Origin of the sequence: Mycobacterium sp. NPDC006124, assembly GCF_040614235.1 — a bacterium.
Taxonomy (GTDB): Bacteria; Actinomycetota; Actinomycetes; order Mycobacteriales; family Mycobacteriaceae; genus Mycobacterium.
In genome coordinates this window covers 281,807-306,372 of record NZ_JBEXUA010000007.1, presented here as the reverse complement: position 1 = coordinate 306,372, position 24,566 = coordinate 281,807, and the positions used below count along the sequence as shown (strand labels likewise).

Genomic DNA, 24,566 nt, shown 5'->3' with positions numbered 1-24,566 from the left:
ACCCGGTCTGCGGAGAACCCACCCGAGGGCCAGACCCGGTCTGCGCTGATCACGGGCGCAGCGGGCGGTCTCGGCGTCGCCATCGCCGAAGCGCTGGCTCCCACCCACACCCTGCTGTTGGCGGGCCGGCCATCCGCCCGCCTCGACGCCCTCGCTGCGCGGCTGGGTGCACCGACCTGGCCACTGGACCTCGCCGACCCCGACTCCATCGAGGCGGCCGCGGAAGTGCTGACCGATCTCGACGTGCTGGTCCACAACGCCGGCGTCGCCTATCCCGGGCGGGTCGCCGAGTCCACCGCCGAGCAGTGGCGGGCCACCTTCGAAGTCAACGTCACCGGGGCCGTCGCGCTGACGCTGGCCGTGCTGCCGGCTCTGCGCAGCGCCCGCGGACACGTCGTCTTCGTCAATTCAGGTGCCGGGATCAAGGCCTCGCCCGGGCTGGCGTCCTACTCGGCGAGCAAGTTCGCGTTGCGGTCGTTTGCCGACTCGCTGCGCGCCGACGAGCCCGACCTCCGCGTGACGTCGGTGCACCCCGGCCGGATCGACACCGAGATGCAGCGCGACCTCGTCGCCTACGAGGAGCGGGACTACGTGCCGGAGCAATTCCTCTCCGCCGCCACCGTCGCCCAGGTAATCGCGCAGGCGGTCACCGCACCGGCCGACGCGCACGTCCACGAGATCGTGATCCGGCCCCGATGAACGCGGCGTTCGAGGTCCACGAGGCGTCCATCGCCGACATGCGGGCGGCTCTGGAGGACGGCCGGGTCACGGCGGTCGGGTTGCTCGACGCGTACCTGGCCCGCCTCGCCGCCTACGACGACGAGCTCAACGCCGTCGTGGTTCGCAACCCGGCGGCCCGGGCCGAGGCGGAGCAGTCCGACGCCCGACGACGGGACGGCCGCACCCAGGGCCCGCTCGACGGCATTCCGTACACGGTCAAGGACAGCTATCAGGCGCGCGGTTTGACCGTGGCGGCCGGCAGCCCGGCCTTCGCCGAGCTGGTGGCCCAGCGGGACTCGTTCGTCGTGGAGCGACTGCGGGGCGCCGGAGCCGTGCTCATCGGGCTGACCAACATGCCCCCGATGGCCAACGGCGGCATGCAACGGGGGCTGTACGGCCGGGCCGAGAGTCCCTACGACGCCGACTATCTCACCGCTCCGTTCGCCTCGGGTTCGTCCAACGGGTCGGGCACGGCGACGGCTGCGTCGCTGTGCGCCTTCGGCATCGGAGAAGAGACCTGGTCCTCGGGGCGCGGCCCGGCGTCGAACAATGCGCTGTGCGCCTACACCCCGTCCCGCGGAGTGATCTCGACTCGCGGTGGCTGGCCACTGGTGCCGACCATGGACGTCGTGGTTCCCCACGCCCGGTCGATGGCCGATCTGCTCGAGGTGCTCGACGTCCTCGTCGTCGAGGATCCCGATGCGCGCGGCGACTTCTGGCGTCTGCAGCCATGGGTCTCGCTACCCCGCGTCGACGAGGTGCGCCCGGACTCCTACCCGTCCCTGCTGCACGACGCGAAGGCGTTGGCGGGCAAGCGCTTCGGCGTGCCACGAATGTACGTCAACGCCGACCCGGACGCCGGCGTCGGCGCCACCGGAATAGGCGGTCCCACGGGTCGGCGCATCGACACCCGGCCCTCGGTACTCGACCTCTTCGACGCCCTCCGGCGCGACCTGTCAGCCGCCGGAGCCGAAGTCGTCGACGTGGACTTTCCCGTCGTCACCAACTACGAGGGTGACCGCGCCGGCGCGCCGACCATCGCCACCCGCGGCCTGGTCAGCCCGGAATACCTGCGCCGCGAGATCGCCGACCTGTGCGCGTGGGCGTGGGACGACTTCCTCGCGGCCAACGGCGATCCCGCCCTCAACCGACTCGCCGACGTCGATGGCAGCCAGATCTTCCCGGCCCCGCCCGGCGCCCTGCCCGACCGCTACGACGGGTTCGACGACGACGTCGCGGAGTATCCGGCCTTCATCCGCGACAACCCCGTCGACTCCTTCCTGGGCATCCCTGCCATCCCCGAGGGCGTGCACGCGTTGGAGCGCACCCGTCGCGTCGACCTCGAGGAGTGGATGGACGGCCTCGGGCTGGACGCCGTGATCTTCCCGGCCGTCGCGGACGTCGGTCCCGCCGACATGGACGTCGACCCGGCCTCGGCCGACCTCGGCTGGCGCAATGGCGTCTGGGTTGCCAACGGCAACTTGGCGATTCGGCATCTTGGCATCCCCACCGTGACGGTGCCCATGGGAACGATGGCAGACATCGGCATGCCGGTGGGTGTCACGTTCGCCGGCCGGGCTCACGACGACGTCGCACTGCTGCGCTACGCCGCCGCGACCGAGGCCACCGGCCGGCGGCGGACCTCGCCGCCGCGCACTCCCCCGATTTCGGCGTGATTGGTATCGGTGAGCGCGACGGATCACGCCGAAATCGCCTAGACGACGACGTTGACCATCTTGCCCGCCACCACGATGACCTTCTTCGGCGTGGCACCGGCAAGGAAGGCGACGACCTTCTCGTCTGACAGCGCGGCAGTCTCGACGGCATCGGCAGCGGCGTCGGCGGCGACGGTGATGCGCCCGCGGACCTTTCCGTTGACCTGCACCGGATACTCGACGGTGTCCTCCACCAGGTAGGCCGGGTCGGCCTGGGGGAAGGGGCCGTGGGCCAACGAGGTGTCGTGGCCCAGTCGGCGCCACAGTTCCTCGGCCAGGTGTGGCGCCAGCGGCGCGACCATCAGCACCAGGGGTTCGACCGCGGCGCGAGCCGTGACGTCGGACTTGGTGAGGTGGTTGGTGTACTCGATGAGCTTGGCCGCCGCGGTGTTGTTGCGCAGTGCCGCATAGTCTTCGGCCACCCCGGCGATGGTCTTGTTCAACAGCCGCAGCGTCGGCTCGCCCAGCTCTTCGTGGTCGACCACCCGTTCGCCACCGGTGGTCTCGTCGACCACCACCCGCCACACCCGCTGCAGGAATCGGTACGCGCCGACCACGTCCTTGGTGGCCCAGGGACGCGAGGCCTCCAGCGGGCCCATCGACATCTCGTACACGCGCAGGGTGTCGGCCCCGTACTCCTCGCAGATCTCGTCGGGCGAGACCGAGTTCTTCAGGCTCTTGCCGATCTTGCCGAACTCGCGGTTGACCTCGATCTCACCGTCGGGACCAGTCCAGTAGAACTTCGAATCACGTTCCACCACTTCGGCAGCCGGCACGTAGGACCCCCGGGAATCCGTGTAGGCGTACGCCTGGATGTAGCCCTGGTTGACCAGCCGGCGGTAGGGCTCGCGAGAGCTGACGTGACCGAGGTCGAAGAGCACCTTGTGCCAGAAGCGTGAGTACAGCAGGTGCAGCACCGCGTGCTCCACTCCGCCGACGTAGAGGTCTACGCCGCCGGGGTCCGACGGCCCGTGCTCGGCCGGGCGCGGGCCCATCCAGTAGGCCTCGTTCTCCTTGGCGCAGAACGTCTCCGAGTTGTGCGGGTCGGCGTAGCGCAGTTCGTACCAGGAGCTACCCGCCCATTGCGGCATGACGTTGGTGTCGCGGGTGTAGGGCTGCAGGCCGTCACCGAGGTCCAGGTCGACGTGCACCCACTCGGTGGCCTTGCCCAGCGGCGGCGACGGTTCGCTGTCGGCGTCGTCCGGATCGAATTGCACCGGGGCGTAGTTCGGGATGTCGGGCAGCTCGACCGGCAACGCTGATTCCGGTAGCCCGTGGGCACGACCGTCGGCGTCGTAGACGACGGGAAAGGGCTCGCCCCAATATCGTTGGCGAGCGAAGAGCCAGTCGCGCAGCTTGTACTCGGTGCGGGCCAGGCCGCGACCGTCGGCCTCGAGACGGGTGAGCACCGCCTCCTTCGCCGACGCGACGCTCAACCCGTCGAGGTAGTCGGAGTTCACCAGGATGCCGTCGCCGCCGTACGCGGCCTGGGTGACGTCGCCACCGGAGATGACTTCGCGCACCGGCAATCCGAACGCCGTCGCGAACTCCCAGTCCCGCTGGTCGTGTCCGGGCACCGCCATGATCGCACCGGTGCCGTACCCGGCGAGCACGTAGTCGGCGATGAAGATCGGAATCTGGCCGCCGTCAACGGGATTGGTGGCATAGGCACCGGTGAAGACGCCGGTCTTGGACTTGTTCTCCTGGCGCTCCAGGTCGGACTTGGCCGCCACGGTCGCGCGGTAGGCCGCGACGGCCTCGCGCGGGGTCGCGGCCCCGAAGGTCCACCGGTCGTCGGTGGCCTCGGGCCACGCCTCGGCGGCGAGCTCGTCGACCAACGGGTGCTCGGGCGCCAACACCACGTAGGTGGCGCCGAAAAGCGTGTCGGGCCGGGTGGTGAACACCTCGATGTCGCCCGCGTCGGTCCCGAAGCGCACCTCGGCACCGGTGGACCGGCCGATCCAGTTACGCTGCATGGCCTTGACCTTGTCGGGCCAGTCCAGGTCGTCCAGGTCGTCGAGCAGTCGGTCCGAATACGCCGTGATGCGCATCATCCACTGCCGCAAACGCTTTCGGAACACCGGGAAGTTGCCGCGGTCGCTACGTCCGTCGGAGGTGACCTCCTCGTTGGCCAGCACCGTGCCCAGGCCAGGGCACCAGTTGACCATCGAGTCGGCGCGGTAGACCAGCCGATGGGCGTCGACCACGTCGGCACGCTCGCCCGCCGACATCGCCGACCAGTTCCCCTCCTCGGGGGTCCGGACGCCCGATTCGAATTCCTCGATCAGGTCGGCGATCGGACGGGCCCGGTTGGCGGCCGGATCGAACCAGCTGTCGAAGATCTGCAGGAAGATCCACTGCGTCCACTTGTAGAAGTCGGTGTCGGTAGTGGAGAAGCTGCGCCGCGCGTCGTGTCCGAGGCCGAGGCGGCCGAGCTGACGACGGAAGTTGACGATGTTGGCCTCGGTGCGGGTCCGCGGGTGGGTGCCCGTCTGCACCGCGTACTGCTCGGCGGGCAGCCCGAAGGCGTCGAACCCCAACGCGTGCAGCACGTTACGACCGGTCATCCGAAAGTAGCGGGCATAGACGTCGGTCGCGATGTATCCCAGCGGGTGCCCGACGTGCAGGCCCTCGCCCGACGGGTACGGGAACATGTCCTGAACGAACATCTTGTCGACCGGAACGGGCGACCCGTCGGCGGGCGCGAGCGACCCCACCGGATTGGGAACGTGGAACGTGCCCAACCGGGCCCACGCCTCTTGCCATGTGCGTTCGATGTCTCCGGCGAGCTTCGCGTCGTAGCGATGCTGCGGGGTGCTCGAGGCGTCCGCGCCGCCTTCCCCTTCATTCACGTGATCAGGGTAGTCAACGCCGTGCTTCGAGCCCCAATCAACGGTCGACGCCCGCCATCGTCACCCCGTCCTAGGTATCGGTTCCGTTGCAGAGGGGTCTTCGCATGGTTGCAGGTCTGCGTCGGGCCTGGTTCCCGACGCAGGAGCGTGGATACAGTCGGCGCCTGGCCGGGGCACACCGGACCCATGAGCTCGTGCGATCCGGAAGGACCGACGTTAGATGTTCGAAAATGCCCGTCGTTGGGGACTTCTGGTAGGTGGGTTCGCCGCAGGCACGGCATGCGTCCTGGGCCTCGCCGGTCCCACCGCATCTGCTGAGCCCACCCTTCCCCTACCGGCGGTGCCGGCGCCGGCCACCGTCACGCAGACCGTGACCGTTCAGGCCGCGGCCCCCGCCGCCGGACCCAATCAGCTGATCGCGGCACCAGCCGCGGCCGCTCCGGTCGCTCCAACGGCGCCGGCCGTCGTCCCCGCCACCTCGGGGACCCTGGCCGACTTCTTCAAGGAGAAGAACGTCGCGATGGAACCGCAGAAGGCCGCGGACTTCAAGGCGCTGACCATCGTGCTGCCGATGCCCACCGGCTGGGCGCAGGTACCGGATCCCAACGTCCCGGACGCCTTCGCGGTGATCGCCGACCGCGTCGGAGGCGACGGGCTGTACACCTCCAACGCCGCCGTGCAGGTCTACAAGCTGGTCGGCGACTTCGACCCGCGAGAGGCGATCAGCCACGGCCTCATCGACACCCAGCAGTTGCCGGCGTTCCGCGCCACCGACGGGTCGCTCGCCGAGTTCAACGGCATGCCGTCGGCGCGCATCGAGGGCACCTACCGGCAGAACAACTTGACGTTGAACACCTCACGTCGCCACGTGATCGCGACCTCGGGTCCCGACCGGTACCTCGTGTCGCTGGCGGTGACCACCAGCGCGTCGGTCTCGGTCGCGGCCGGGTCCGCGACCGACGCCATCGTGAACGGCTACCGGGTGGGCTCGCCCGATGCACCTGCTCCCGCGCCAACCGCGCCGGCGGCCCTTCCCGCAGGTCCCGCCGCTCCCGCGGCACCGACGGTGATCCCCGCCGCCGCCCAACCGCTCGGGCTCCCGCGCTAGCGGTTACGCCTTCGGCATCCGGGCCTCGTATTGTGGGGCTCATGCTGATCGCCGCCGTGCTGTGCCTGTGCGCCGCCGTGGCGACCGCGGCCATGGGTCTGTGGTCGGCAACCCGACCGCACGCAGGAGACCAGGTCGCCCAGGTCCTGCGGGCCGTCGTGCCGACTCAGTTCGCCGCCGCGGTGATGCTGGGTGCCGGCGGTGTCGTCGCCCTTGCGGCCCCGCCGCACGCGGGAGTGCTGGCGCTGGTGGTGTGCGTCGTCGGTGCGGTGGGCACCGTCGCAGCCGGGTGCTATCAGAGCGCCAAGGCGGTGGCACTGCGGGAGGCGTCGCGTGCCAGTGCGGCCGACGAGGCCAGCTGCGCGGGTTCCTGCGCGGCATGCACCCTGTCGTGCCGCTGACGCGTCAGTTGCGGCTGACGTCGATCGGATGCGTCGCCAGCAGCGACAGCGGCATCGGCTGACGCCGCAGTACCCGCGACCACAGGTCGACCCGCGGCTCGACCAGCACGTCGGAGGGCAACGCCGACAACACGATCCAGTCGTCGCGTTCGATCTCGCCCTCGAGCTGGCCGATCGTCCAGCCGGAGTACCCGGCATAGATCCGCACGCCCTCGACCGCCGGGGCGATGGAATCGGGGTCGGCGTCGAGGTCGACCATCACGATGCGGCCCTGCACGTGCCTCAGACCGGCCACGTCGCCGGGTTGCACACCCGCGCGCAGCGTCGCCAGGCACAGCGCGGCGTCACGCTTGACGGGTCCGCCGACGAACATCGTCTTGGGTTTGGCGGCCAGCTTCGTCCACTGCGGCAGCACGTTGAACACCGCGGTCTCGCTGGGGCGGTTGAGCACCACGCCGAGGGTGCCGCCGTCGTTGTGCTCGACGACGTAGATGACGCTGCGCCGAAACGTCGGCTCCATCAAATCGGTGTTGGCGATCAGCAGGGTTCCCGCACGGACCCGGTGCGTCGCAGGCGCGAAGTGATCCTCCGGGTCCTCTGACTGCGCCACCGGTCCATCATGTCACCAGCGTGCGCCGACGGTGGCGATCGGGCGCGGCCGCGGTGGGTCGATTCGCGAAACTTTGTAGGGTGGTTTCGGTCGCCACCGGGCGCATCGCACCTTCCACCGGCATCGGACGGACATTGACCTCGCCCCACGACCGCTTCGCCCTCTGGCGAGCGGTGCGGAAGCTACCCGAGTTCCGCAGACTGCTCGAGTTGCGCGCCGTCAGTTCGTTCGGCGACGGGCTGTTCCAGGGCGGCTTGGTGGGGGCATTGCTGTTCGACCCCGAGCGGGCGGCCAACCCGTGGCAGGTCGCCGGATCGTTCGCGGCGCTGTTCCTGCCGTACTCGCTGCTTGGTCCCTTCGCCGGCGCCCTGCTGGACAGGTGGGACCGGCGCCGCGTGCTGATCGGCGCGAACCTCGCCCGCGTGCTGTTCATCGTCGGGGTGGCATTCCTGCTGGCGTTCCACGCGGCTGCACCGTGGATCCTGCTCGGTGCCCTGGTGGTCAACGGGTTCACCCGGTTCGTCACCTCCGGCCTGTCCGCCGCGCTGCCGCACGTGGTGCCGCGCGAACAGGTGCTGACGATGAACTCGGTCGCCACCGCCGTCAGCGCGGCGACGTTGTTCTTCGGCGCCATCTTCATGCTGGTGCCGCGGTGGTTGTTCGGCGTCGGCGACGGCGGCTCCTCGGCGGCGCTGTTCATGGCCGCAGTGCCCGTCGCGCTGGCGTGGGTGCTGTCGGTCCGGTTCGCCCCCCACGTGCTGGGACCCGACGACTCGGCCCGCGGGGTCCACGGCTCGGTCGCCTACGCCGTGGCGACCGGGTGGGGCTACGGCCTGCGCACGGCGTTCACCGTGCCCAGCGTGGCGGGCACGCTGTCCGGCGTGGTTGCCCATCGAATGGTCTTCGGCATCAACACGCTGCTGGTGTTGGTCACCGTGCGGCACACCGGCTCGGTCAACGTCGCCGGCCTCGGCGTCGCCGTGCTGTTCGCCGCCACCACCGGGATCGGTTCGTTCCTGGCCAACTTCCTCACCCCGGTCATCGTGCGCCGCTGGAGCAGGTACCGGACGGTCAACCTCGCCCTGCTGGCCGCGGCGGCGATCCAGCTCGCGGCCGTGGGCCTGGACCTGCCGGTGATGATGGCGTGCGGCTTCCTGCTGGGCGCAGCAGGTCAGGTCGTCAAGCTGTGCGCTGACTCGGCGATGCAACTCGACGTCGACGACGCCCTGCGCGGCCACGTCTTCACCGTGCAGGACGCGCTGTTCTGGGTCGCCTTCGTCACCTCGATCACGCTGTCGGCGGCCGTCATTCCCGCCGACGGGCACTCCCCGGTCCTGGTGGTCGCCGGCACGGTGCTCTACCTACTCGGGCTGGCCACGCACGCCGCGATCCGCAGGGGCGCCGCCCCCGGCCCGGGCTAGGCTGACGCCATGGCCGGGGCCGAGGGTGTGGTGGCGGATCTCCGCACCGAGAGCGACGAACTCGACGACCTGGTCGCCGACCTCGACGACGAGGGCTGGCGCCGCGACACCCCGGCACGGGGATGGACGATCGCCCACCAAGTGGCCCACCTGTGGTGGACCGACCGCGTGTCCCTGATCGCCGTCACCGACGAGCCGGCGTTCGCCGACGTCCTCGCCGAGGCGGCCACGCATCCGACCGGCTTCGTCGACGAGGGGGCCGAGCGGCTGGCCGCGACCCCACCCACCGACCTGCTCGCCGGCTGGCGCGACACCCGGCGTCGCCTCCACGACGAGCTCTGCACCGTCACCGACGGCAGGAAGCTGCCCTGGTTCGGCCCGCCGATGAGCGCCGCGTCCATGGCCACGGCCCGGTTGATGGAGACCTGGGCCCACGGCCTCGACGTCGCCGACGCCCTCGGCGTGACCAGGCCCGCGACGGCGCGGCTGCGTTCGATCGCCCACATCGGCGTGCGCACCCGCGACTTCGCGTTCACGGTGCACGGGCTGCCCGTTCCCGCCGAGCCCTTCCTGGTCGAGCTGACCGCGCCGGACGGGTCGACGTGGTCGTGGGGTCCCGCCGAGGCGCGCCAGCGCGTCAGCGGCTCGGCAGAGGACTTCTGCATGCTGGTCACGCAACGCCGCCCACGGGCCGACCTGGACGTCGCCGCCACCGGGGACGACGCCGCGACGTGGCTGACGATCGCGCAGGCGTTCGCGGGGCCGCCTGGGACCGGGCGATGAATGAAGAGAAGAGCCCCATCCAGACCCGGCGATGAACGAAGAGAAGAGCCCCATTCAACCCGGGCGCGGCTGACCGGGGCTGACTACAGCTGGCTGGCGGCGTCGGCCGCCCCGTCACCGTCGGAGTCCACCAGCTTGAGATCCCACCGCCCGTCGGCATCGACGTCGACGTAGGCCTCGTCACCGACCAGAGCCCGGTCGGCCAGCCCATCGCGATCGGCGTCGACGACCCTGTCGTCGACCTGTCCGTCACCGTCGAAGTCCACCAGCGGGCCACCCGTCAGCTCGACGCCGCCGAGACCCAGCCAGCGGATCTGCGCACCGACTGCCCACGTGCCGGACCCGTCGTCGGTGAACGACGCCTCGGGGTGGTCGTCGTCGTCCACGTCGACCAGAAGGTGATCGGCGGTGCCGTCCCCGTCGGAGTCGGTCAGCGCGTCGTCGAGGCGGCCGTCGCCGTCGAAATCCAGTCCGATCGCGTCGTACACCCCGTCGTCGTCGGCGTCGAATTTCAGCTCCGCCGACCACATCGTCGCCGACCCGTCACCATCACCCAGGCAATAGTCCATGAACGCTTTGACGCTCGGCTACCCCTGCGCGTTCCACCACTTCTGAAGTTCCTCGACCGCCTCGTCGTGCTCGAGCGGCCCGCGGTCCAACCGCAGCTCCTTGAGGTACTGCCACGCCTTGCCCACCTGCGGGCCGGCCGGAATGTCGAGGATGCGCATGATCTCGTTGCCGTCCAAATCCGGCCGGACCCGCTGCAAATCCTCCTTCGCCGCCAGCTCGGCGATGCGGTGTTCCAGATCGTCGTAGCTGGCTCGCAGCCGCGCGGCCCGGCGCTTGTTGCGGGTCGTGCAGTCGGCGCGCACCAGCCTGTGCAGCCGTTCGAGCAGCGGTCCGGCGTCGGTCACGTAGCGGCGAACCGCGGAGTCGGTCCACTTGCCGTCGCCGTAACCGTGGAACCGCAGGTGCAGGTACACCAGCTGGGACACGTCGTCGACCATCTGCTTGGAGTACTTCAGGGCCCGCATGCGCTTGCGGACCATCTTCGCGCCGACGACCTCGTGGTGGTGGAAGCTGACGCCGCCGTCGGCCTCGTGCTTGCGCGTGGCGGGCTTGCCGATGTCGTGTAGCAACGCCGCCCACCGCAGCACCAGATCGGGTGCACTCTCGGGCCCCTCCAGATCCATGGCCTGGCGCAGCACCGTCAGCGAATGTTGGTAGACGTCCTTGTGCTGATGGTGCTCGTCGATGGCCATCCGCATGCCACCCACCTCCGGCAGCACCACCTCGCCCAGACCCGTCTGCACGATCAGGTCGACACCGGCCAGCGGATCGTCACCCAACAGCGTCTTGTCCAGCTCGGCGGCGACCCGCTCGACGGTGATGCGCCCCAGCTCGTCGGCCATCCGCGTCATCGCCTCCCGGACCCGCGGAGCCACGTCGAAGCCGAGTTGGGAGACGAAGCGCGCTGCGCGCAGCATCCGGAGCGGATCGTCGCCGAAGGAGACCTCCGGGGTCGACGGCGTGTCGAGCACCCGATCGCGAATGGCGTCCAAACCGCCTAGCGGGTCATGGAATTCGCCCAGTCCGGCCGCAGTGATGCGCACCGCCATCGCGTTGACCGTGAAGTCGCGGCGCACCAGATCGTCCTCCAGCCGGTCGCCGAACCGGACCTCCGGGTTGCGCGTCACCCGGTCATAGGCGTCGGCGCGAAAGGTGGTGATCTCCAGGCGGTCGGATCCCTTGCCGACGCCGACGGTGCCGAATTCGATGCCGGTGTCCCACAGGCCGTCGGCCCAGCGCCGCACCACCTGCTGCACGCGGTCCGGGCGGGCGTCGGTGGTGAAGTCCAGATCGGTCAACGGGCGCTGCAGGAGTGCGTCCCGCACGCTGCCCCCGACGAGATAGAGCTCGTGGCCGGCCTCAGCGAACAACTGACCCAGCTCCCGCAGCACCGGGGTGTGCCGTTGCAGCGCCTTGGCCGCGGTCAACAACTCGTCGGTCGTGGAGGGATCGTTCGGCACGTTCGATGAGCCTAGTGGTCGTGTCGGCTGCATAACGACCCGGCGACAAGCCGACCACGACGGCGAGTGCTAGGGGATGGATACCAAGTGGCAGCTACTATCGCTTGGGTGTCGGAGGGCGAACGAGCCAAACCACGACGGCGCCGAGGACGGCGCCGCGGCCGACGCTCTGCAGGCCCGCCGGAGGCCGCCTCCGCCGATCCCGCCAACCCGTCCCCGCCGTTGCCCGGCCCCGCTCCGGGCCATCAGTCCGAGGCCGCCTCCAAGAGGTCTCAGAACAGATCGGGCCGACGCGCACCCGACCGCCTGCGCACCGTGCACGAGACCTCCGCCGGCGGCCTCGTGATCGACGGCATCGACGGCCCCGCCGACGGCCAGGTGGCCGCGCTGATCGGCCGCGTCGACCGCCGCGGGCGGATGCTCTGGTCGCTGCCCAAGGGGCACATCGAGCAGGGCGAGACCGCAGAACAGACCGCCATTCGCGAGGTCGCCGAGGAGACCGGAATCCAGGGCAGCGTGCTGGCCGCACTGGGCAGCATCGACTACTGGTTCGTGACCGAGGGTCGACGCGTCCACAAGACCGTGCACCATTACCTCATGAGATTCCTCGACGGCGAGCTCTCCGACGAGGACGTCGAAGTCACCGAAGTCGCCTGGGTACCCCTGACGGATCTGCCGTCGCGCCTGGCCTACGCCGACGAACGCAAGCTCGCGCAGGTCGCCGGCGAGCTGATCGCCAAGCTGCAGTCCGACGGTCCCGGGTCGCTTCCACCCCTGCCTCCCAGCGCACCGCGGCGCCGCCCGCAGACGCACTCCCACACCCGCAACCGTCGGCCCGACGAGTCCCCGCAAGCACAACCCGGTCGGCGGGCGAACGGCTGCGGCCAAGGACCATGACGCGCGCGGCGGCTTGGATCGCCGGGTCGCGCCCGCTGGCCAGTCTCCTGGGTGTGATCGCCTTGGTGACGTTGATCGTCGTACCCGCCGTGGTGCCACGCGCCGCAGCAGGCGAGCCCGGAGATCGGCCCTTCCTCCAATTGCACATCGACACCATCACCCCGGATGCGGTCACCACCACCAGCGATCCCGTCGTCACCGTGACCGGCACGGTGACCAACGTCGGCGACCGCCCGGTGCGCGACATCAACGTGCGCCTCGAGCACGCGGCCGCCGTCACGTCGTCGGACGCCCTGCGGACCGACCTGACCGGTGGGGTCGACCAGTACCAGGCGGTGGCCGACTTCATCACCGTCGCACCGGAACTCGCTCAGGGTCAGCACGTGCCGTTCACGCTGTCCTATCCCGTTCGCTCCGCGGAACTGCCGTCCCTGCGCATCGACCAGCCGGGCATCTATCCCGCCCTGGTCAACGTCAACGGCACGCCGGACTACGGCGCGCCGGCACGCCTCGACGACGCCCGTTTCCTGCTGCCGGTGCTCGGCGTGCCCGCCGACCCGTCCCAGGCCGACGAGTCCCCGGCGGCCGTGGTGCCGCCAGACACCTCGAGGCCGGTGCGCGTCACGATGCTGTGGCCACTGGCAGATCGGCCCCGACTGGCCGCCGGCGTGCCCGGTGGCAGCACCCCGGTGCGGCTGGTCGACGACGAGCTCGCGACATCACTGGCCGCGGGCGGCCGCCTCGACACCCTGCTGTCGGCGGCCGACTTCGCCACCAGCCCGCCCGTCGACCCGGGTGGGCAGACGCGCAGCGCGTTGTGCCTGGCCGTCGACCCCGATCTGCTGGTCACCGTCAACGCGATGACGGTGGGCTACGTCGTCAACGACGACCCGACCGGCGGCGTCAACTCCCCGACCCATCCCGGCACCGGTCAGCAAGCCGCGGTGAACTGGCTGGCCAAGCTGCGGGCGCTGGCGCAGCGGTCCTGCGTGACCCCGACGGTGTACGCCCAGGCCGACCTCGGGGCCCTCGCCCGCGTCGGCAACCCGGAGCTGGCCACCGTCGCCGTCAAGGGCGCCGGCGACATCGTCGACCAGATCCTCGGCGTCGTGTCCACGCGCGGTGCGACGCTGTTCGGCGACGGACCGATGACCGGAGCCGCCATCCGGATGCTGTCGGCGCAGGGGCCGACCGTCGCCATCGCAGCCGGCGACGTCACCCCCCGCCGCTACGACGCCAACGTGGTGGCGGCGCCCTTCGACCCCGCCGTCGGCGCAGCGCTCGCCGGTGCCGGCACGATGCCGGTGACGCCGTCCTACCTCGACCCCTCGCTCGGCGTGCCCCTCTCGCACGACTCCCCGATCGCCCGCCGGGAGGACGCGATCGCCGCGGTGCTGTGGCGGGCGCTGCGACCGGAGACCGAGCCCCGCACCGAGATCCTGGTGCCCCCGATGGCGTGGAATCTGCCGCCGGAGGAGGCGCAGTCGATCCTCACCACGCTGGCGTCGGCGATTCGGTCCGGCCTGGCGGTGCCGCGCCCGCTGCCCACGGTCGTCGCGGAGACCAACGTCATCCCGCCGTCGGATGCCGCGCCGCTGCCGCCGGACACCCTCGGCAACCCGCGCGCCCAGATCGAGGGCGGCGTCACCGACGGCATCGCCGGCACCACACTGCGGCTCGCCGGCCTGACCGCCGCGCTGACCGTCGACCCCCGGACCGGGCTGACCGGTCCGCAGTACACCGCTCCCCTGCGCGAGGACCTGCTCCGCGCGCTCAGCCAATCCGTCCCGCCGGATGCGCGCAACGGCCTGGCCGCCCAACGCGTCCGCGTCGTCGACGACACCGTCGGCGACCTGCTCCGAGCCGTGACCATCGTCAACCCCGGCGGCTCCTACACCCTCGCCACCGAACGCAGCCCCTTGCCGCTGGCTCTGCGCAACGACCTTCCCGTTCCCATCAGGGTCCGGCTCGACGTCGACGCCCCACCGGGGATGACCGTCGACGACATGGGAGAAATCGAACTGCCGCCGGGCTTCCTGCCGCTGCGCGTCCCCATCGAGGTGCACTTCACCCAGCGGGTCGCCGTCGACGTCTCCCTGCGAACCGCCGACGGCCTCGCGCTCGGTGAACCCGTGCGACTCTCGGTGCACTCCAACGCCTACGGCAAGGTGCTGTTCTTCATCACGCTGACGGCGGGGGCCATCCTGGTCCTGCTCGCCGGCCGGCGGCTCTGGCACCGGTTCCGCGGCCAGCCCGACCGGGCCGACCTGGACCGGCCCACGCGTCGCGACGGCGAGGGCCGGCCCGATCCGCTCGACGTGGCCCTGGCGCATGCGCCGGACGACGACGCCGGACCCCGCTCGTGAGCCCGACCCGGCCGCCTGGTGCCGCACCTCGCCCACCCCAGGCGCCCCGGCGCATCCCGCAGGGACCGGCCCCACGCCGCCGTGCGGGCCGTCCGGAGTTGACCGACGCCGCCGTCGTGTCCCGGTCGTGGGGCATGGCGCTGGCCACCTTGATCAGCCGCATCACCGGCTTCATCCGCATCCAGTTGCTGGCCATCCTGCTCGGTGCGGCCTTGCTGAGCGCGTTCTCGGTGTCCAACCAGCTGCCCAACCTGATCGCCGCGCTGGTGCTTGAGGCGACGTTCACCGCCATCTTCGTGCCGGTGCTGGCCCGCGCCGAGCGCGACGACCCCGACGGCGGCACCGCGTTCGTACGGCGCCTGCTGACGCTCTCGACCACCCTGTTGCTGGTCGCCACGATCGCCTCGGTGATGGCCGCGCCGCTGCTGGTGCGGCTGATGCTCGGCGGCGACCCCAAGGTCGACCGACCTCTGACCACCGCGCTGGCCTACCTGCTCCTTCCGCAGATCATCTTCTACGGACTGTCCTCGGTGTTCATGGCAATCCTGAACACCCGCAACGTCTTTGGGCCGCCGGCCTGGGCTCCCGTCCTCAACAACGTGGTGGCGATCGGGACGCTCGGCGTGTTCGTCCTGGTGCCCGGTGAACTGACCCTGGATCCCGTCGCGCTGAGCACGTCCAAGCTGCTGGTCTTGGGCGTCGGCACCACCTTGGGCGTCGTGGCGCAGACCGCCGTGTTGTTCGTCGCGATTCGACGGGAGCGGGTCAGCCTGCGACCGCTGTGGGGCCTCGACGACCGCGTCAAGAAATTCGGCGGCATGGCTGCCGCGATGGTGCTCTACGTGCTGATCAGCCAGGCCGGTCTGGTCGTCGGCAACCAGATCGCCGCCACCGCAGCGGCTTCCGGGCCCGCCGTCTACAACTACGCATGGCTCGTCCTGCAGCTGCCGTTCGGCATGATCGGCGTGACGGTGTTGACGGTGGTCATGCCGCGGCTGTCGCGCAACGCCGCCGCAGACGACCAGCCCGCCGTGTTGGCCGACATCAACTTCGCCACGCGGCTGACCATGCTGACGCTCATCCCCGTCGTGGCCTTCATGACGGTTGCAGGCCCGGCGATCGGCAGCGCTCTGTTCGCGTACGGCAAGTTCAGCGACGCGGACGCCGGCAGCATGGGCAACGCCATCGCACTGTCGGCGTTCACCCTGCTGCCGTATGCCATGGTGCTGCTGCAGACGCGCGTCTTCTACGCCAGGGAGCAGCCCTGGACCCCGATCGTGCTGATCGTGGTCATCACCGCGGTCAAGGTCATCGCCTCGCTGGCCGCGCCGCACCTCACCGACGACCCCGAGCTGGTCGCCGGCTACCTGGGGTTCGCGAACGGTCTTGGCTTCCTCGCCGGCGCCGTCGTCGGGCACGTGATGCTGCGCGCCAATCTCAAGCCGCCGGGCGGGCGGCTGATCCATTTGGACGTCATTCGGACCGTGCTGGTCACACTCGCCGGATCGTTGGTCGCCGGGCTGATCGGGCACTTGGCGGACCGGCTGCTTGGGCTTTCGGAGCTGACGCAGGACATCGGCGGCGGCGGTTCGTTCCTGCGCCTGCTGATCCTCGGCGTCATCATGGTGCCGATCATCGCGACGGTGTTGCTGGCGGCCAAGGTGCCCGATGCGCAGGCCGCGGCAGGTGCGATACGGCGGCGGCTCGGTCGTGGTGCGGCGACACCACCGGTGAGGGTTCCCGTCCCACCGCCGCCGGGCATGCCCCTCCCGTACGCTGATCGGAGCAGTTCACCTCCGTTGCGGACCCGTCAATATGGTCCGACGGCCGGGTGGACTGGCCACCCTCCGGCAGGAGCTGCCGGAGCCGTCATTGGGAGGGGACCTGCGGTGAGCGACGACCCGGCGGGCAGTTCGACGCCCGACGCAGGCGCGACCACCCGCATCCCCCGGCAGAGCGCCGACGACTTCCAGCCCGACGTCCCGTCGGAGTCACATCTGCCTCCGTCGGGGCGCCCGCCTGCCGACTACGGCGGCGACCCGACCCGCGAGCCGGTGAGCGCCGGGATGCCCAACGAGCCCGCGATCGAAGCGGCGACCGTCGACGACGACGTGCACCTGATCCCGGGTGCCACCATCGCCGGGGGGCGTTATCGCCTGCTGGTGTTCCACGGTGGCCCGCCGCACCTGCAGTTCTGGCACGCCATGGACACGGTGCTCGACCGTCAGGTCGCGTTGACCTTCGTCGACCCAGACGCGGTGCTCCCGGATGACGAGCTGTCCGAAATCCTCGCTCGCACCACGAAATTGGGTGCGGTCAACGTGCCGGGCATCGCACGCATCCTCGACGTGACCCGCACCGGATCCGGAGGTCTGGTGGTCTCGGAGTGGATCCGCGGCGGGTCGCTGGCCGAGGTCGCCGAGACGGCACCCTCGGCGATCGGCGGCGCCCGCGCCGTCCAGTCCCTGGCCGCGGCGGCCGAGGCCGCGCACCGCGCCGGAATCGCCCTGTCGATCGACCATCCCGGGCGAGTGCGGGTCAGCATCGACGGTGACGTCGCCTTGGCCTTCCCTGCCACGATGCCGTCGGCGACGCCCGAGGACGACATCCGCGGTATCGGCGCGGCACTGTACGCACTGCTGGTCAATCGGTGGCCGCTGCCCGATCCGGGGCAGCGCGGCGGCATGGAACCCGCCGACCTCGACGCCGGCGGCGAACCGGTCGAGCCGGCCACCGTGGACCGCGCCATCCCGTTCCAGATCTCTGCTGCTGCCGTGCGGGCGGTGCAGGAGAACGGCGGCATCCGTTCGGCACCAACCCTGCTGAACCTCCTGCAGCAGGCCACCGCCGTCGCCGATCGCACCGAGTTGATCGCGCCGGTCGACGAGCCGCAGGCGCCCAGGGCGCGGTATCGCGACGACGAGGCCGACGATCCCGACGCCAAGGCCCGGCGCAAGCGCGGCGTCCTCATCGGGGTCGCCGTGGCGGGTTCGATCCTGGTGGTGGCGCTCATCGTGCTGGCGACGGTGCTGCGCGGAGTGTTCAGTGACGTCGGCGGTCCGTTGGACAAGGACGAATTGGGACTCAACGCTCCTTCGAGTGGCAGCAGCACCAGCGAGCCGAGCTCCAGCACCGTGAAACCCGTTCGCGCAACGGTGTTCTCACCAGGCGGTGAGGCCGACAACCCCGCCGACGCCGGCAATGCGATCGACGGCAACCCCACCACGGCATGGCAGACGGACACCTACAGCGACGCGGTGCCGTTCCCCAACTTCAAGAGTGGCGTCGGACTGATGCTGCAGCTGCCGCAGCCCACGGCGATCGGGTCGGTCTCGATCAACCTCAACAGCACCGGCACGTCGATTCAGATCAGGTCGTCTCAGTCCGCCACGCCGGCGTCGCTCGAGGAGACCACCGAGCTGACCCCTCCGACGCCGATGAAGACGGGTTCGAACACCATCACGATCAGCAATCCGCAGCCGGTGTCGAACGTGCTGGTGTGGATCACCACGTTGGGCACGGTGAACGGCAAGAGCGAGTCTGCGCTGTCGGACATCACCCTCAAGCCCGCCTCCTGACGGCTCGCCGTCGGTCGCCAAAGAGGTGCGGGGACGGGTGCCCGGCGTTGATTAGTGTTCGCATGTGGGGACTTTCGGGGGGATCACCGGCGGCGGGCGGACGGACGCCGAGTTGCTCGTGGCGCACGTCGGCGGTGACCGCTATGCCTTCGAGGAACTCTTCCACCGGCACCGTCGGCAGCTCCATCGGCTGGCCCTGATCACCAGCCGCAATCCGGAGGACGCCAAGGACGCGCTGCAGGATGCCATGCTCAAGGCTCACAGCAAGGCGCCGTCATTCCGCTACGACGCGTCGGTGAGCAGCTGGCTCTACCGCATCGTCGTCAACGCGTGCCTAGACCGCCTGCGGCGCAACAAGATTCATCCGGTCACTCCGCTGGATGACGAGGTCTGCCACTTCGGTGACCCGACGTCGCGCGTCGACACGGTGCTCGTCGTCGAGCGCGCGTTGATGCGGCTGCCCCTCGAACAACGGGCCGTCGTCGTCGCTGTGGACATGCAGGGGTATTCGGTCGCCGAGACCGCCCGCCTTCTGGGTGTGCCCGAGGGCACCGTGAAGAGTCGCTGCTCGCGGGCGCGGGCGAAGTTGGCCAAGACCCTGGAGTACCTCGACGACCCGGCACCGACCGTTCGCCCCTAGCGACTACCGCGACTGACGGACCCTGGTGTCTGGTTGAGGTACCGCCACGAACTGCGGTCCGTTGACCGCCTGGGACAAGCAGCCCGGGATGCCGCGGCACGCGATGATCGCTCCCGCGCCCGGGGCCTGGCCCGGGGCCGTCGGAATCTGATTCGGAATGCCACAGGTCTGGTGGTAGGGGTCGTACGGAACGATGTTCATGTCGCAGGCCAGCAGGTCCGACGGCGGGGTGCTGGCCACGCCGACGGCGAGTAGCCCCGACCCCGTCACGAGTCCGAAGACGCCGGTCGCCAGTAGTCGACGGAGATTGCTCATGTCGCCTCGTTCGCGCTGTCGTGCCACCAGATCCTGGCCGCACCCCCAGCATCCTCTTGTCCACAGCCTAGCGAAAGGTCATTCCCAGCCTCCGGCGTCGCCGGCCGGTGCGAGACTGGTCGGGTGCACGGCGACGCCGACGAATACGTGACGGTCGACCTCCTCGCCGACCTGGGCGCCGGGCTGCTGGACGACGCGACGGCGGCGCGGTTGAGGCAGCGGGCCAGGACCGACCCGGAGGTCAAGGCCGCGATGGCCGGTCTGGACCGAGTCCGGCGCGACCTGGCCGCCCTGGGCGTCGACGCCGCCTCGGCGGCGGAGGTGCCCGACGACGTCATGGCCCGGATCAGCGAGGCACTGCGTGCGGCACCCCCGCCGACCCGCAGGCGATGGCCCAGGCGCTCGTCACGCCCGCACTGACGACGGCTCGGGCCGTCCCGGAACCAGGGCTGGAACATGCGGGCCTACGCTGGTGTTATAGGCGTACGCAGAAAGGCGGACATGACTTCCTCGAACACCGTTCACGACCTGATCATCATCGGCTCGGGTCCTGCTGGATACACCGCGGCCGTGTACGCCGCGCGCGCGCAGCTGACTCCGTTGGTCTTCGAAGGTGTGCAGTTCGGCGGCGCCTTGATGACGACCACCGAGGTGGAGAACTACCCCGGCTTCCGTGAGGGCATCACCGGCCCCGCGTTGATGGAGGAGATGCGCGAGCAGGCTCTGCGCTTCGGGGCAGACCTCCGCATGGAGGACGTGGACGAGGTGGACCTGGACGGTCCGGTCAAGACGGTCACCGTCGGCGACGAGACGTTCCAGGCCAAGGCGGTCATCCTGGCGATGGGTGCTGCCGCCCGTCAGCTCGGCGTCCCCGGCGAGATGGAACGCATCGGGACCGGCGTCAGCACGTGCGCAACCTGCGACGGCTTCTTCTTCCGCGACCAGGACATCGCCGTCGTCGGCGGTGGCGACTCGGCCATGGAGGAGGCGATCTTCCTCACCAAGTTCGCCAAGCACGTGACGCTCATCCACCGTCGTGACGAGTTCCGCGCGTCGAAGATCATGCTCGACCGCGCCAAGGACAACCCGAAGATCACCTTCATGACCAACACCGCGGTCACACAGGTCGAGGGCGAGCCCAAGGTGACGGGTCTGCGCTTGGTCGACACCACGACCGGCGAGGAGTCCAAGCTGGCGGTGACCGGCGTGTTCGTCGCCGTCGGGCACGATCCCCGCTCGGGTCTGGTCAGCGGCAAGGTCGACCTGGACGACGAGGGTTACGTCAAGGTCAAGGGTCGCACCACCAGCACCTCCGTCGACGGGGTGTTCGCCTGCGGCGACCTCGTCGACCACACGTACCGCCAAGCCATCACCGCCGCCGGCAGCGGCTGTGCGGCGGCGATCGACGTCGAACGGTGGCTCACCGGCCATCAAATCGCCGACAACTGGTGACGTAGCACCCCTTCAGCCCACCCTCTGAGACAGGAGCACCACATGAGCGACAAGACCAGCGCGACCGTAGCCGTGACCGACGATTCGTTCTCCGACGACGTCCTCACCAGCAGCACCCCCGTCCTGGTGGACTTCTGGGCGTCCTGGTGCGGCCCGTGCAAGATGATCGCCCCGGTGCTCGAGGAGATCGCCGCCGAGAAGGCCGGCGCCCTGACCGTCGCCAAGCTCGACGTGGACGCCAATCCCGGCACCGCGCGCGACTTCCAGGTGGTGTCGATTCCCACGTTGATCCTGTTCAAGGACGGTCAGCCGGTGAAGCGCATCGTGGGAAGCAAGGGCAAGGCGGCGCTGCTGCGCGAGCTGTCCGACGTGGTCTGATCGGGGTTACGCTGCCCCGTCCGGATTGGACACACCCGGCTTGCGACTGGCCTGGAGGTTTCTTCATTAGCGACTCAGTCTGCGACAATTCTAGTCATGTCTAGTCTGCGCCGCGGCGATCGGGGAGCCCCGGTGGTCGAGATTCGGTCGGCGCTGGCCGCGTTGGGCCTGATCGACGGGCCGGACGACGATCTGGTGACTGGCAAGCACGTCGCGTTCGACGTCTTCGACGAAGACCTCGACCGTTCGGTGCGCGCCTTCCAGCAGCACCGTGGGCTTCTGGTCGACGGCGTGGTGGGTGAGGCGACCTACCGCGCGCTGAAGGAGGCGTCCTACCGCCTCGGCGCCAGAACCCTGGCCCACCAGTTCGGCGCGCCGATGTACGGCGACGACGTCGCCACGTTGCAGGCCCGCCTCCAGGACCTCGGTTTCTACACCGACCTCGTCGACGGGCACTTCGGCCTGCAGACGCACAACGGTCTGATGTCCTATCAGCGCGAATACGGCCTGTACCCCGATGGTATCTGTGGACCAGAGACGTTGCGCTCCTTGTACTTTCTGGGTTCGCGGGTCACCGGCGGCTCATTGCACGCGATCCGCGAGGAGGAGCTGGTTCGTCGCTCGGGCCCTCGGTTGTCCGGCAAGCGCATCATCATCGATCCGGGCCGCGGTGGCGACGACCACGGGCCCATCATGAACGGTCCGGACGGACCGATCAGCGAAGCAGACATTTTGTGGGACTTGGCAAGTCGGCTCGAAGGTCGCATGACGGCGATCGGCATGGAGACGTTCCTGTCCCGGCCGGTGGGTCGTAGCCTCTCCGACGCCGAGCGTGCCGCGACCGCCAACACCGTCGGTGCGGACCTGATGATCAGCCTGCGGTGCGCCTCGCTGCCCGACTCCCCCGCCAACGGCGTCGCATCATTCCACTTCGGCAACGCCCATGGTTCGGTGTCGACGATCGGTCGCAATCTCGCCGACTTCGTGCAACGGGAGCTGGTGGCCCGCACCGGTTTACGCGATTGCCGAACCCATGGGCGAACGTGGGATCTGCTGCGTCTGACCCGGATGCCCACCGTACAGATCGACGTCGGGTACATCACCAATCCGCACGACCGCGACCTGCTGGTGTCGGCTGCGGTGCGGGATTCCCTGTCCGAGGGCATCCTCGCCGCCGTCAAGCGGCTCTACCTGCTCGGCAAGAACGATCGCCCGACGGGCACGTTCACCTTCGCCGAGCTCTTGGCGCACGAACGGTCGGTCGAACAGGCCGCCGGCCGCGCCGCGCCAGCCTGACGACGGTTCACCGGCAAGGGCTCGCGCCGGCTCACACCGGTTGCTGCAGCTGAGCACTCACCAGCAGCCGCTCCAGCGCGGCTTCCACGTCGGCCTTCCAGCCGAGTCCCTGCTCGAGTTCGAGCCGCATCCGCGGAAAGTACGCGTGCGGAGCGACGATCTCGAAGCCGACGTCGGCGAGGAAGTCCGCGTCGATGATGCACTGTTCGGCTGAGCAGTCACCGAGGGACTGGATGGCCGAACGCAGATTCGACGACACCAGGTGTGGTTCGGTCAGTTCGGCCGCGGCGGCCGTGCGGCCGAACGCCTCCAGCGCGCGGACGCCGCGGCGCACGAGATCTCCGACGACGGCGGCCATCAACGCACGTGTGAGACCGTCGCCGTCGTCCCCTGATTCGACGCCGACCGTCGTCAGCAATACGGCGTCGGCGCTGACCGGGCCGGTGGGGAACAAGGCGGCGCGGGGCACGGCGCGGGGAGGCGCGTAGAACGCAAACCCCAAACACGGTTCGTCACCACTGGCGGCCGGCGCGGAGAAGTCAGCTTGGTCTGGTTCGCATGCGACGGCCATCTGTCCGCACGAACCCCACTCCAGCATGACCATGGAGAGCCACGCTTCCTTCTCGAATTCGGGGTCGGCGAGGTGGTCGTCACCGGGCAGCGTCGTCGGATCCACTTCCCAGAAGACACAGCGCCGCGCGTGCTTGGGCAATTGCTCGAACGCCTCGAGCCGCAGCGGCGTGATTCGTGCTGACACTAGACACCCCGCGTTTCGAATCGGTCAGCCGGACGTGACTGCCCCTCCAGGATAGAAGGCCGCCGCGGGCCCGGCTCGATCCGCTGTCCCGACGGCACCTCTGCGGAGGTACCGGATCGAATCATGTTGCTGCGCAAGGCCTTTGCTCCTTCACCCGACGACGAACCGCATCTTGCCTCGTCGCTTTGTCACAGTGACGTAATTACCCGTTGTGATGGGTCACGGCTTCGCAGCGTTCATGAGGTCGACTATGCGTTGCAGATCGTCGACCGACCCGAACTCGACCACGATCTTGCCCTTGCGTTTGCCAAGACTCACCGACACCCGGGTGTCGAAGGCCGATGACAGTCGTTCGGCAACGTCTTGCAGACCCGGCATCTGGATCGGCTTGCGCCGCTGCGGTGGCGTCGCGTCGGGCACGCCGTCCCGGTTGGCCAGGGTGACGGCTTCCTCGGTAGCACGGACCGACAGGCCCTCGGCCACGATCCGCGCCGCCAATTCCTCTTGCTTCTCCGGCCCGCTCTCCAACGCCAGCAGGGCGCGTGCGTGTCCTGCCGACAACACACCCGCCGCCACCCGGCGCTGCACCGCAACCGGCAGTCGCATCAACCGAATCATGTTGGTGATGACCGGCCGCGACCGACCGATCCGCACGGCCAGTTCCTCGTGGGTGACGCCGAACTCCTCGAGCAACTGTTGGTAGGCCGCGGCCTCTTCCAACGGGTTCAACTGCGCGCGGTGGATGTTCTCGAGCAGGGCGTCGCGGAGCATGCTGTCGTCGGCGGTCTCGCGCACGATCGCGGGAATGGCCGTCAGGCCAGCCTCCTGTGCGGCCCGCCAGCGCCGCTCTCCCATGACCAACTGGTACCGGGGACTCCCCTCCCCCGGGTTCATGGCCCGCACGACGATCGGCTGCATCAGACCGAACTCGCGGATCGAGTGAACGAGTTCGGCGAGCGCCTCACCGTCGAAGACCTGTCGCGGCTGCTTCGGATTGGGTTCGATGGCAGCCGGATCGATCTCGCGGTACACCGCACCGACGTCGCCGACGGGCTCGACGGGGGTTGTCGAGGTGGTCCCGGCCGGTGCAGTGGGTGCGCCGCCGTACATCACGTCGGCCGCCGCTGCCCCCATGGCGGGACCCATGCTGCCCTTGTCATCGCTGGGACCGGTCGGAATGAGGGAGGCGAGTCCGCGACCGAGACCGGTTCGTTTGGGGGGCGGAGTCATGCGCTTCTCCTGTTCAC

General features: G+C 69.7%; 21 protein-coding genes. 14 read left to right on the top strand and 7 right to left on the bottom strand.

Going from position 1 to position 24,566, the window contains the following annotated elements:
- The first annotated feature begins 45 nt into the window (after positions 1-45).
- Together ABZ195_RS17160 and ABZ195_RS17155 are read left to right on the top strand one after the other, a co-directional pair.
- Positions 46-699 carry an SDR family oxidoreductase gene (locus ABZ195_RS17160; RefSeq protein ID WP_355219820.1) on the top strand — a complete coding sequence of 218 codons (654 nt, stop codon included), beginning with the start codon at positions 46-48 and terminating at the stop codon, positions 697-699.
- The gene (locus ABZ195_RS17155) at positions 696-2,396 is read left to right on the top strand and encodes an amidase (protein ID WP_355219729.1); all 1,701 of its coding nucleotides are present in this window, start codon (positions 696-698) and stop codon (positions 2,394-2,396) included. The genes ABZ195_RS17160 and ABZ195_RS17155 overlap by 4 nt, the downstream gene beginning before the upstream one ends.
- Positions 2,397-2,434: 38 nt before the next feature.
- On the opposite strand, the gene leuS is transcribed toward ABZ195_RS17155, so the two are convergent.
- Complete coding sequence (gene leuS / locus ABZ195_RS17150; protein WP_355219727.1) at positions 2,435-5,287, bottom strand: leucine--tRNA ligase; 2,853 nt, start codon at positions 5,285-5,287, stop codon at positions 2,435-2,437.
- Between the two features lie 220 nt (positions 5,288-5,507).
- Here leuS and ABZ195_RS17145 point away from each other — a divergent pair, with 220 nt between their 5' ends.
- Together ABZ195_RS17145 and ABZ195_RS17140 are read left to right on the top strand one after the other, a co-directional pair.
- Positions 5,508-6,395, top strand: coding sequence for an LpqN/LpqT family lipoprotein (locus ABZ195_RS17145; RefSeq protein ID WP_355219725.1), 888 nt, complete (start codon positions 5,508-5,510; stop codon positions 6,393-6,395).
- Between the two features lie 41 nt (positions 6,396-6,436).
- Positions 6,437-6,796: a hypothetical protein gene (locus ABZ195_RS17140; RefSeq protein WP_355219723.1), complete on the top strand. Its 360-nt coding sequence runs from the start codon at positions 6,437-6,439 to the stop codon at positions 6,794-6,796.
- A 4-nt stretch (positions 6,797-6,800) separates the two neighbouring features.
- Here ABZ195_RS17140 and ABZ195_RS17135 read toward each other — a convergent pair whose 3' ends face one another.
- A complete protein-coding gene (locus ABZ195_RS17135; protein ID WP_355219721.1) occupies positions 6,801-7,406 on the bottom strand; it encodes a YqgE/AlgH family protein in 606 nt (201 codons plus the stop codon).
- A gap of 173 nt (positions 7,407-7,579) precedes the next feature.
- Here ABZ195_RS17135 and ABZ195_RS17130 point away from each other — a divergent pair, with 173 nt between their 5' ends.
- Both ABZ195_RS17130 and ABZ195_RS17125 read left to right on the top strand, forming a co-directional pair.
- The gene (locus ABZ195_RS17130; protein ID WP_355219719.1) at positions 7,580-8,827 is read left to right on the top strand and encodes an MFS transporter; all 1,248 of its coding nucleotides are present in this window, start codon (positions 7,580-7,582) and stop codon (positions 8,825-8,827) included.
- Between the two features lie 9 nt (positions 8,828-8,836).
- Positions 8,837-9,610 carry a TIGR03084 family metal-binding protein gene (locus ABZ195_RS17125; protein WP_355219717.1) on the top strand — a complete coding sequence of 258 codons (774 nt, stop codon included), beginning with the start codon at positions 8,837-8,839 and terminating at the stop codon, positions 9,608-9,610.
- Positions 9,611-9,693: 83 nt separating this feature from the next.
- On the opposite strand, the gene ABZ195_RS17120 is transcribed toward ABZ195_RS17125, so the two are convergent.
- Positions 9,694-10,179, bottom strand: coding sequence for a pullulanase (locus ABZ195_RS17120; protein WP_355219716.1), 486 nt, complete (start codon positions 10,177-10,179; stop codon positions 9,694-9,696).
- 18 nt (positions 10,180-10,197) lie between these two features.
- Positions 10,198-11,673 (bottom strand): CCA tRNA nucleotidyltransferase, encoded by a 1,476-nt coding sequence (locus tag ABZ195_RS17115; protein ID WP_355219714.1) that lies wholly within the window; start codon positions 11,671-11,673, stop codon positions 10,198-10,200.
- Positions 11,674-11,748: 75 nt separating this feature from the next.
- Here ABZ195_RS17115 and ABZ195_RS17110 point away from each other — a divergent pair, with 75 nt between their 5' ends.
- The 4 genes from ABZ195_RS17110 (at position 11,749) to sigM (ending at position 19,121) form a co-directional block, all read left to right on the top strand.
- Entirely contained in the window at positions 11,749-12,537 is a 789-nt protein-coding gene (locus ABZ195_RS17110) for an NUDIX hydrolase (protein ID WP_355219712.1), read from the top strand.
- Positions 12,534-14,903: a DUF6049 family protein gene (locus ABZ195_RS17105; RefSeq protein WP_355219711.1), complete on the top strand. Its 2,370-nt coding sequence runs from the start codon at positions 12,534-12,536 to the stop codon at positions 14,901-14,903. The genes ABZ195_RS17110 and ABZ195_RS17105 overlap by 4 nt, the downstream gene beginning before the upstream one ends.
- Entirely contained in the window at positions 14,900-18,481 is a 3,582-nt protein-coding gene (gene murJ, locus ABZ195_RS17100; RefSeq protein WP_355219709.1) for a murein biosynthesis integral membrane protein MurJ, read from the top strand. The genes ABZ195_RS17105 and murJ overlap by 4 nt, the downstream gene beginning before the upstream one ends.
- A gap of 64 nt (positions 18,482-18,545) precedes the next feature.
- Positions 18,546-19,121, top strand: a complete 576-nt coding sequence (gene sigM, locus ABZ195_RS17095; protein ID WP_355219707.1) for an RNA polymerase sigma factor SigM — start codon at positions 18,546-18,548, stop codon at positions 19,119-19,121.
- A 3-nt stretch (positions 19,122-19,124) separates the two neighbouring features.
- Here the strand turns inward: sigM and ABZ195_RS17090 are convergent, their stop codons facing one another.
- Positions 19,125-19,436 (bottom strand): hypothetical protein, encoded by a 312-nt coding sequence (locus tag ABZ195_RS17090; protein ID WP_355219705.1) that lies wholly within the window; start codon positions 19,434-19,436, stop codon positions 19,125-19,127.
- A 123-nt stretch (positions 19,437-19,559) separates the two neighbouring features.
- Here ABZ195_RS17090 and ABZ195_RS17085 point away from each other — a divergent pair, with 123 nt between their 5' ends.
- From ABZ195_RS17085 to ABZ195_RS17070, 4 genes are all read left to right on the top strand, one after another.
- Positions 19,560-19,856, top strand: a complete 297-nt coding sequence (locus ABZ195_RS17085) for a hypothetical protein (RefSeq protein WP_355219703.1) — start codon at positions 19,560-19,562, stop codon at positions 19,854-19,856.
- An 81-nt stretch (positions 19,857-19,937) separates the two neighbouring features.
- Positions 19,938-20,888: a thioredoxin-disulfide reductase gene (gene trxB, locus ABZ195_RS17080; protein ID WP_355219701.1), complete on the top strand. Its 951-nt coding sequence runs from the start codon at positions 19,938-19,940 to the stop codon at positions 20,886-20,888.
- Positions 20,889-20,930: 42 nt separating this feature from the next.
- A complete protein-coding gene (gene trxA / locus ABZ195_RS17075; RefSeq protein WP_355219699.1) occupies positions 20,931-21,266 on the top strand; it encodes a thioredoxin in 336 nt (111 codons plus the stop codon).
- Positions 21,267-21,362: 96 nt separating this feature from the next.
- Positions 21,363-22,562, top strand: a complete 1,200-nt coding sequence (locus tag ABZ195_RS17070; protein WP_355219697.1) for an N-acetylmuramoyl-L-alanine amidase — start codon at positions 21,363-21,365, stop codon at positions 22,560-22,562.
- A 31-nt stretch (positions 22,563-22,593) separates the two neighbouring features.
- Here the strand turns inward: ABZ195_RS17070 and ABZ195_RS17065 are convergent, their stop codons facing one another.
- Positions 22,594-23,319 (bottom strand): acetyltransferase, encoded by a 726-nt coding sequence (locus tag ABZ195_RS17065; RefSeq protein WP_355219695.1) that lies wholly within the window; start codon positions 23,317-23,319, stop codon positions 22,594-22,596.
- A gap of 219 nt (positions 23,320-23,538) precedes the next feature.
- Positions 23,539-24,549: a ParB/RepB/Spo0J family partition protein gene (locus ABZ195_RS17060; RefSeq protein WP_355219693.1), complete on the bottom strand. Its 1,011-nt coding sequence runs from the start codon at positions 24,547-24,549 to the stop codon at positions 23,539-23,541.
- Positions 24,550-24,566: the final 17 nt, after the last annotated feature.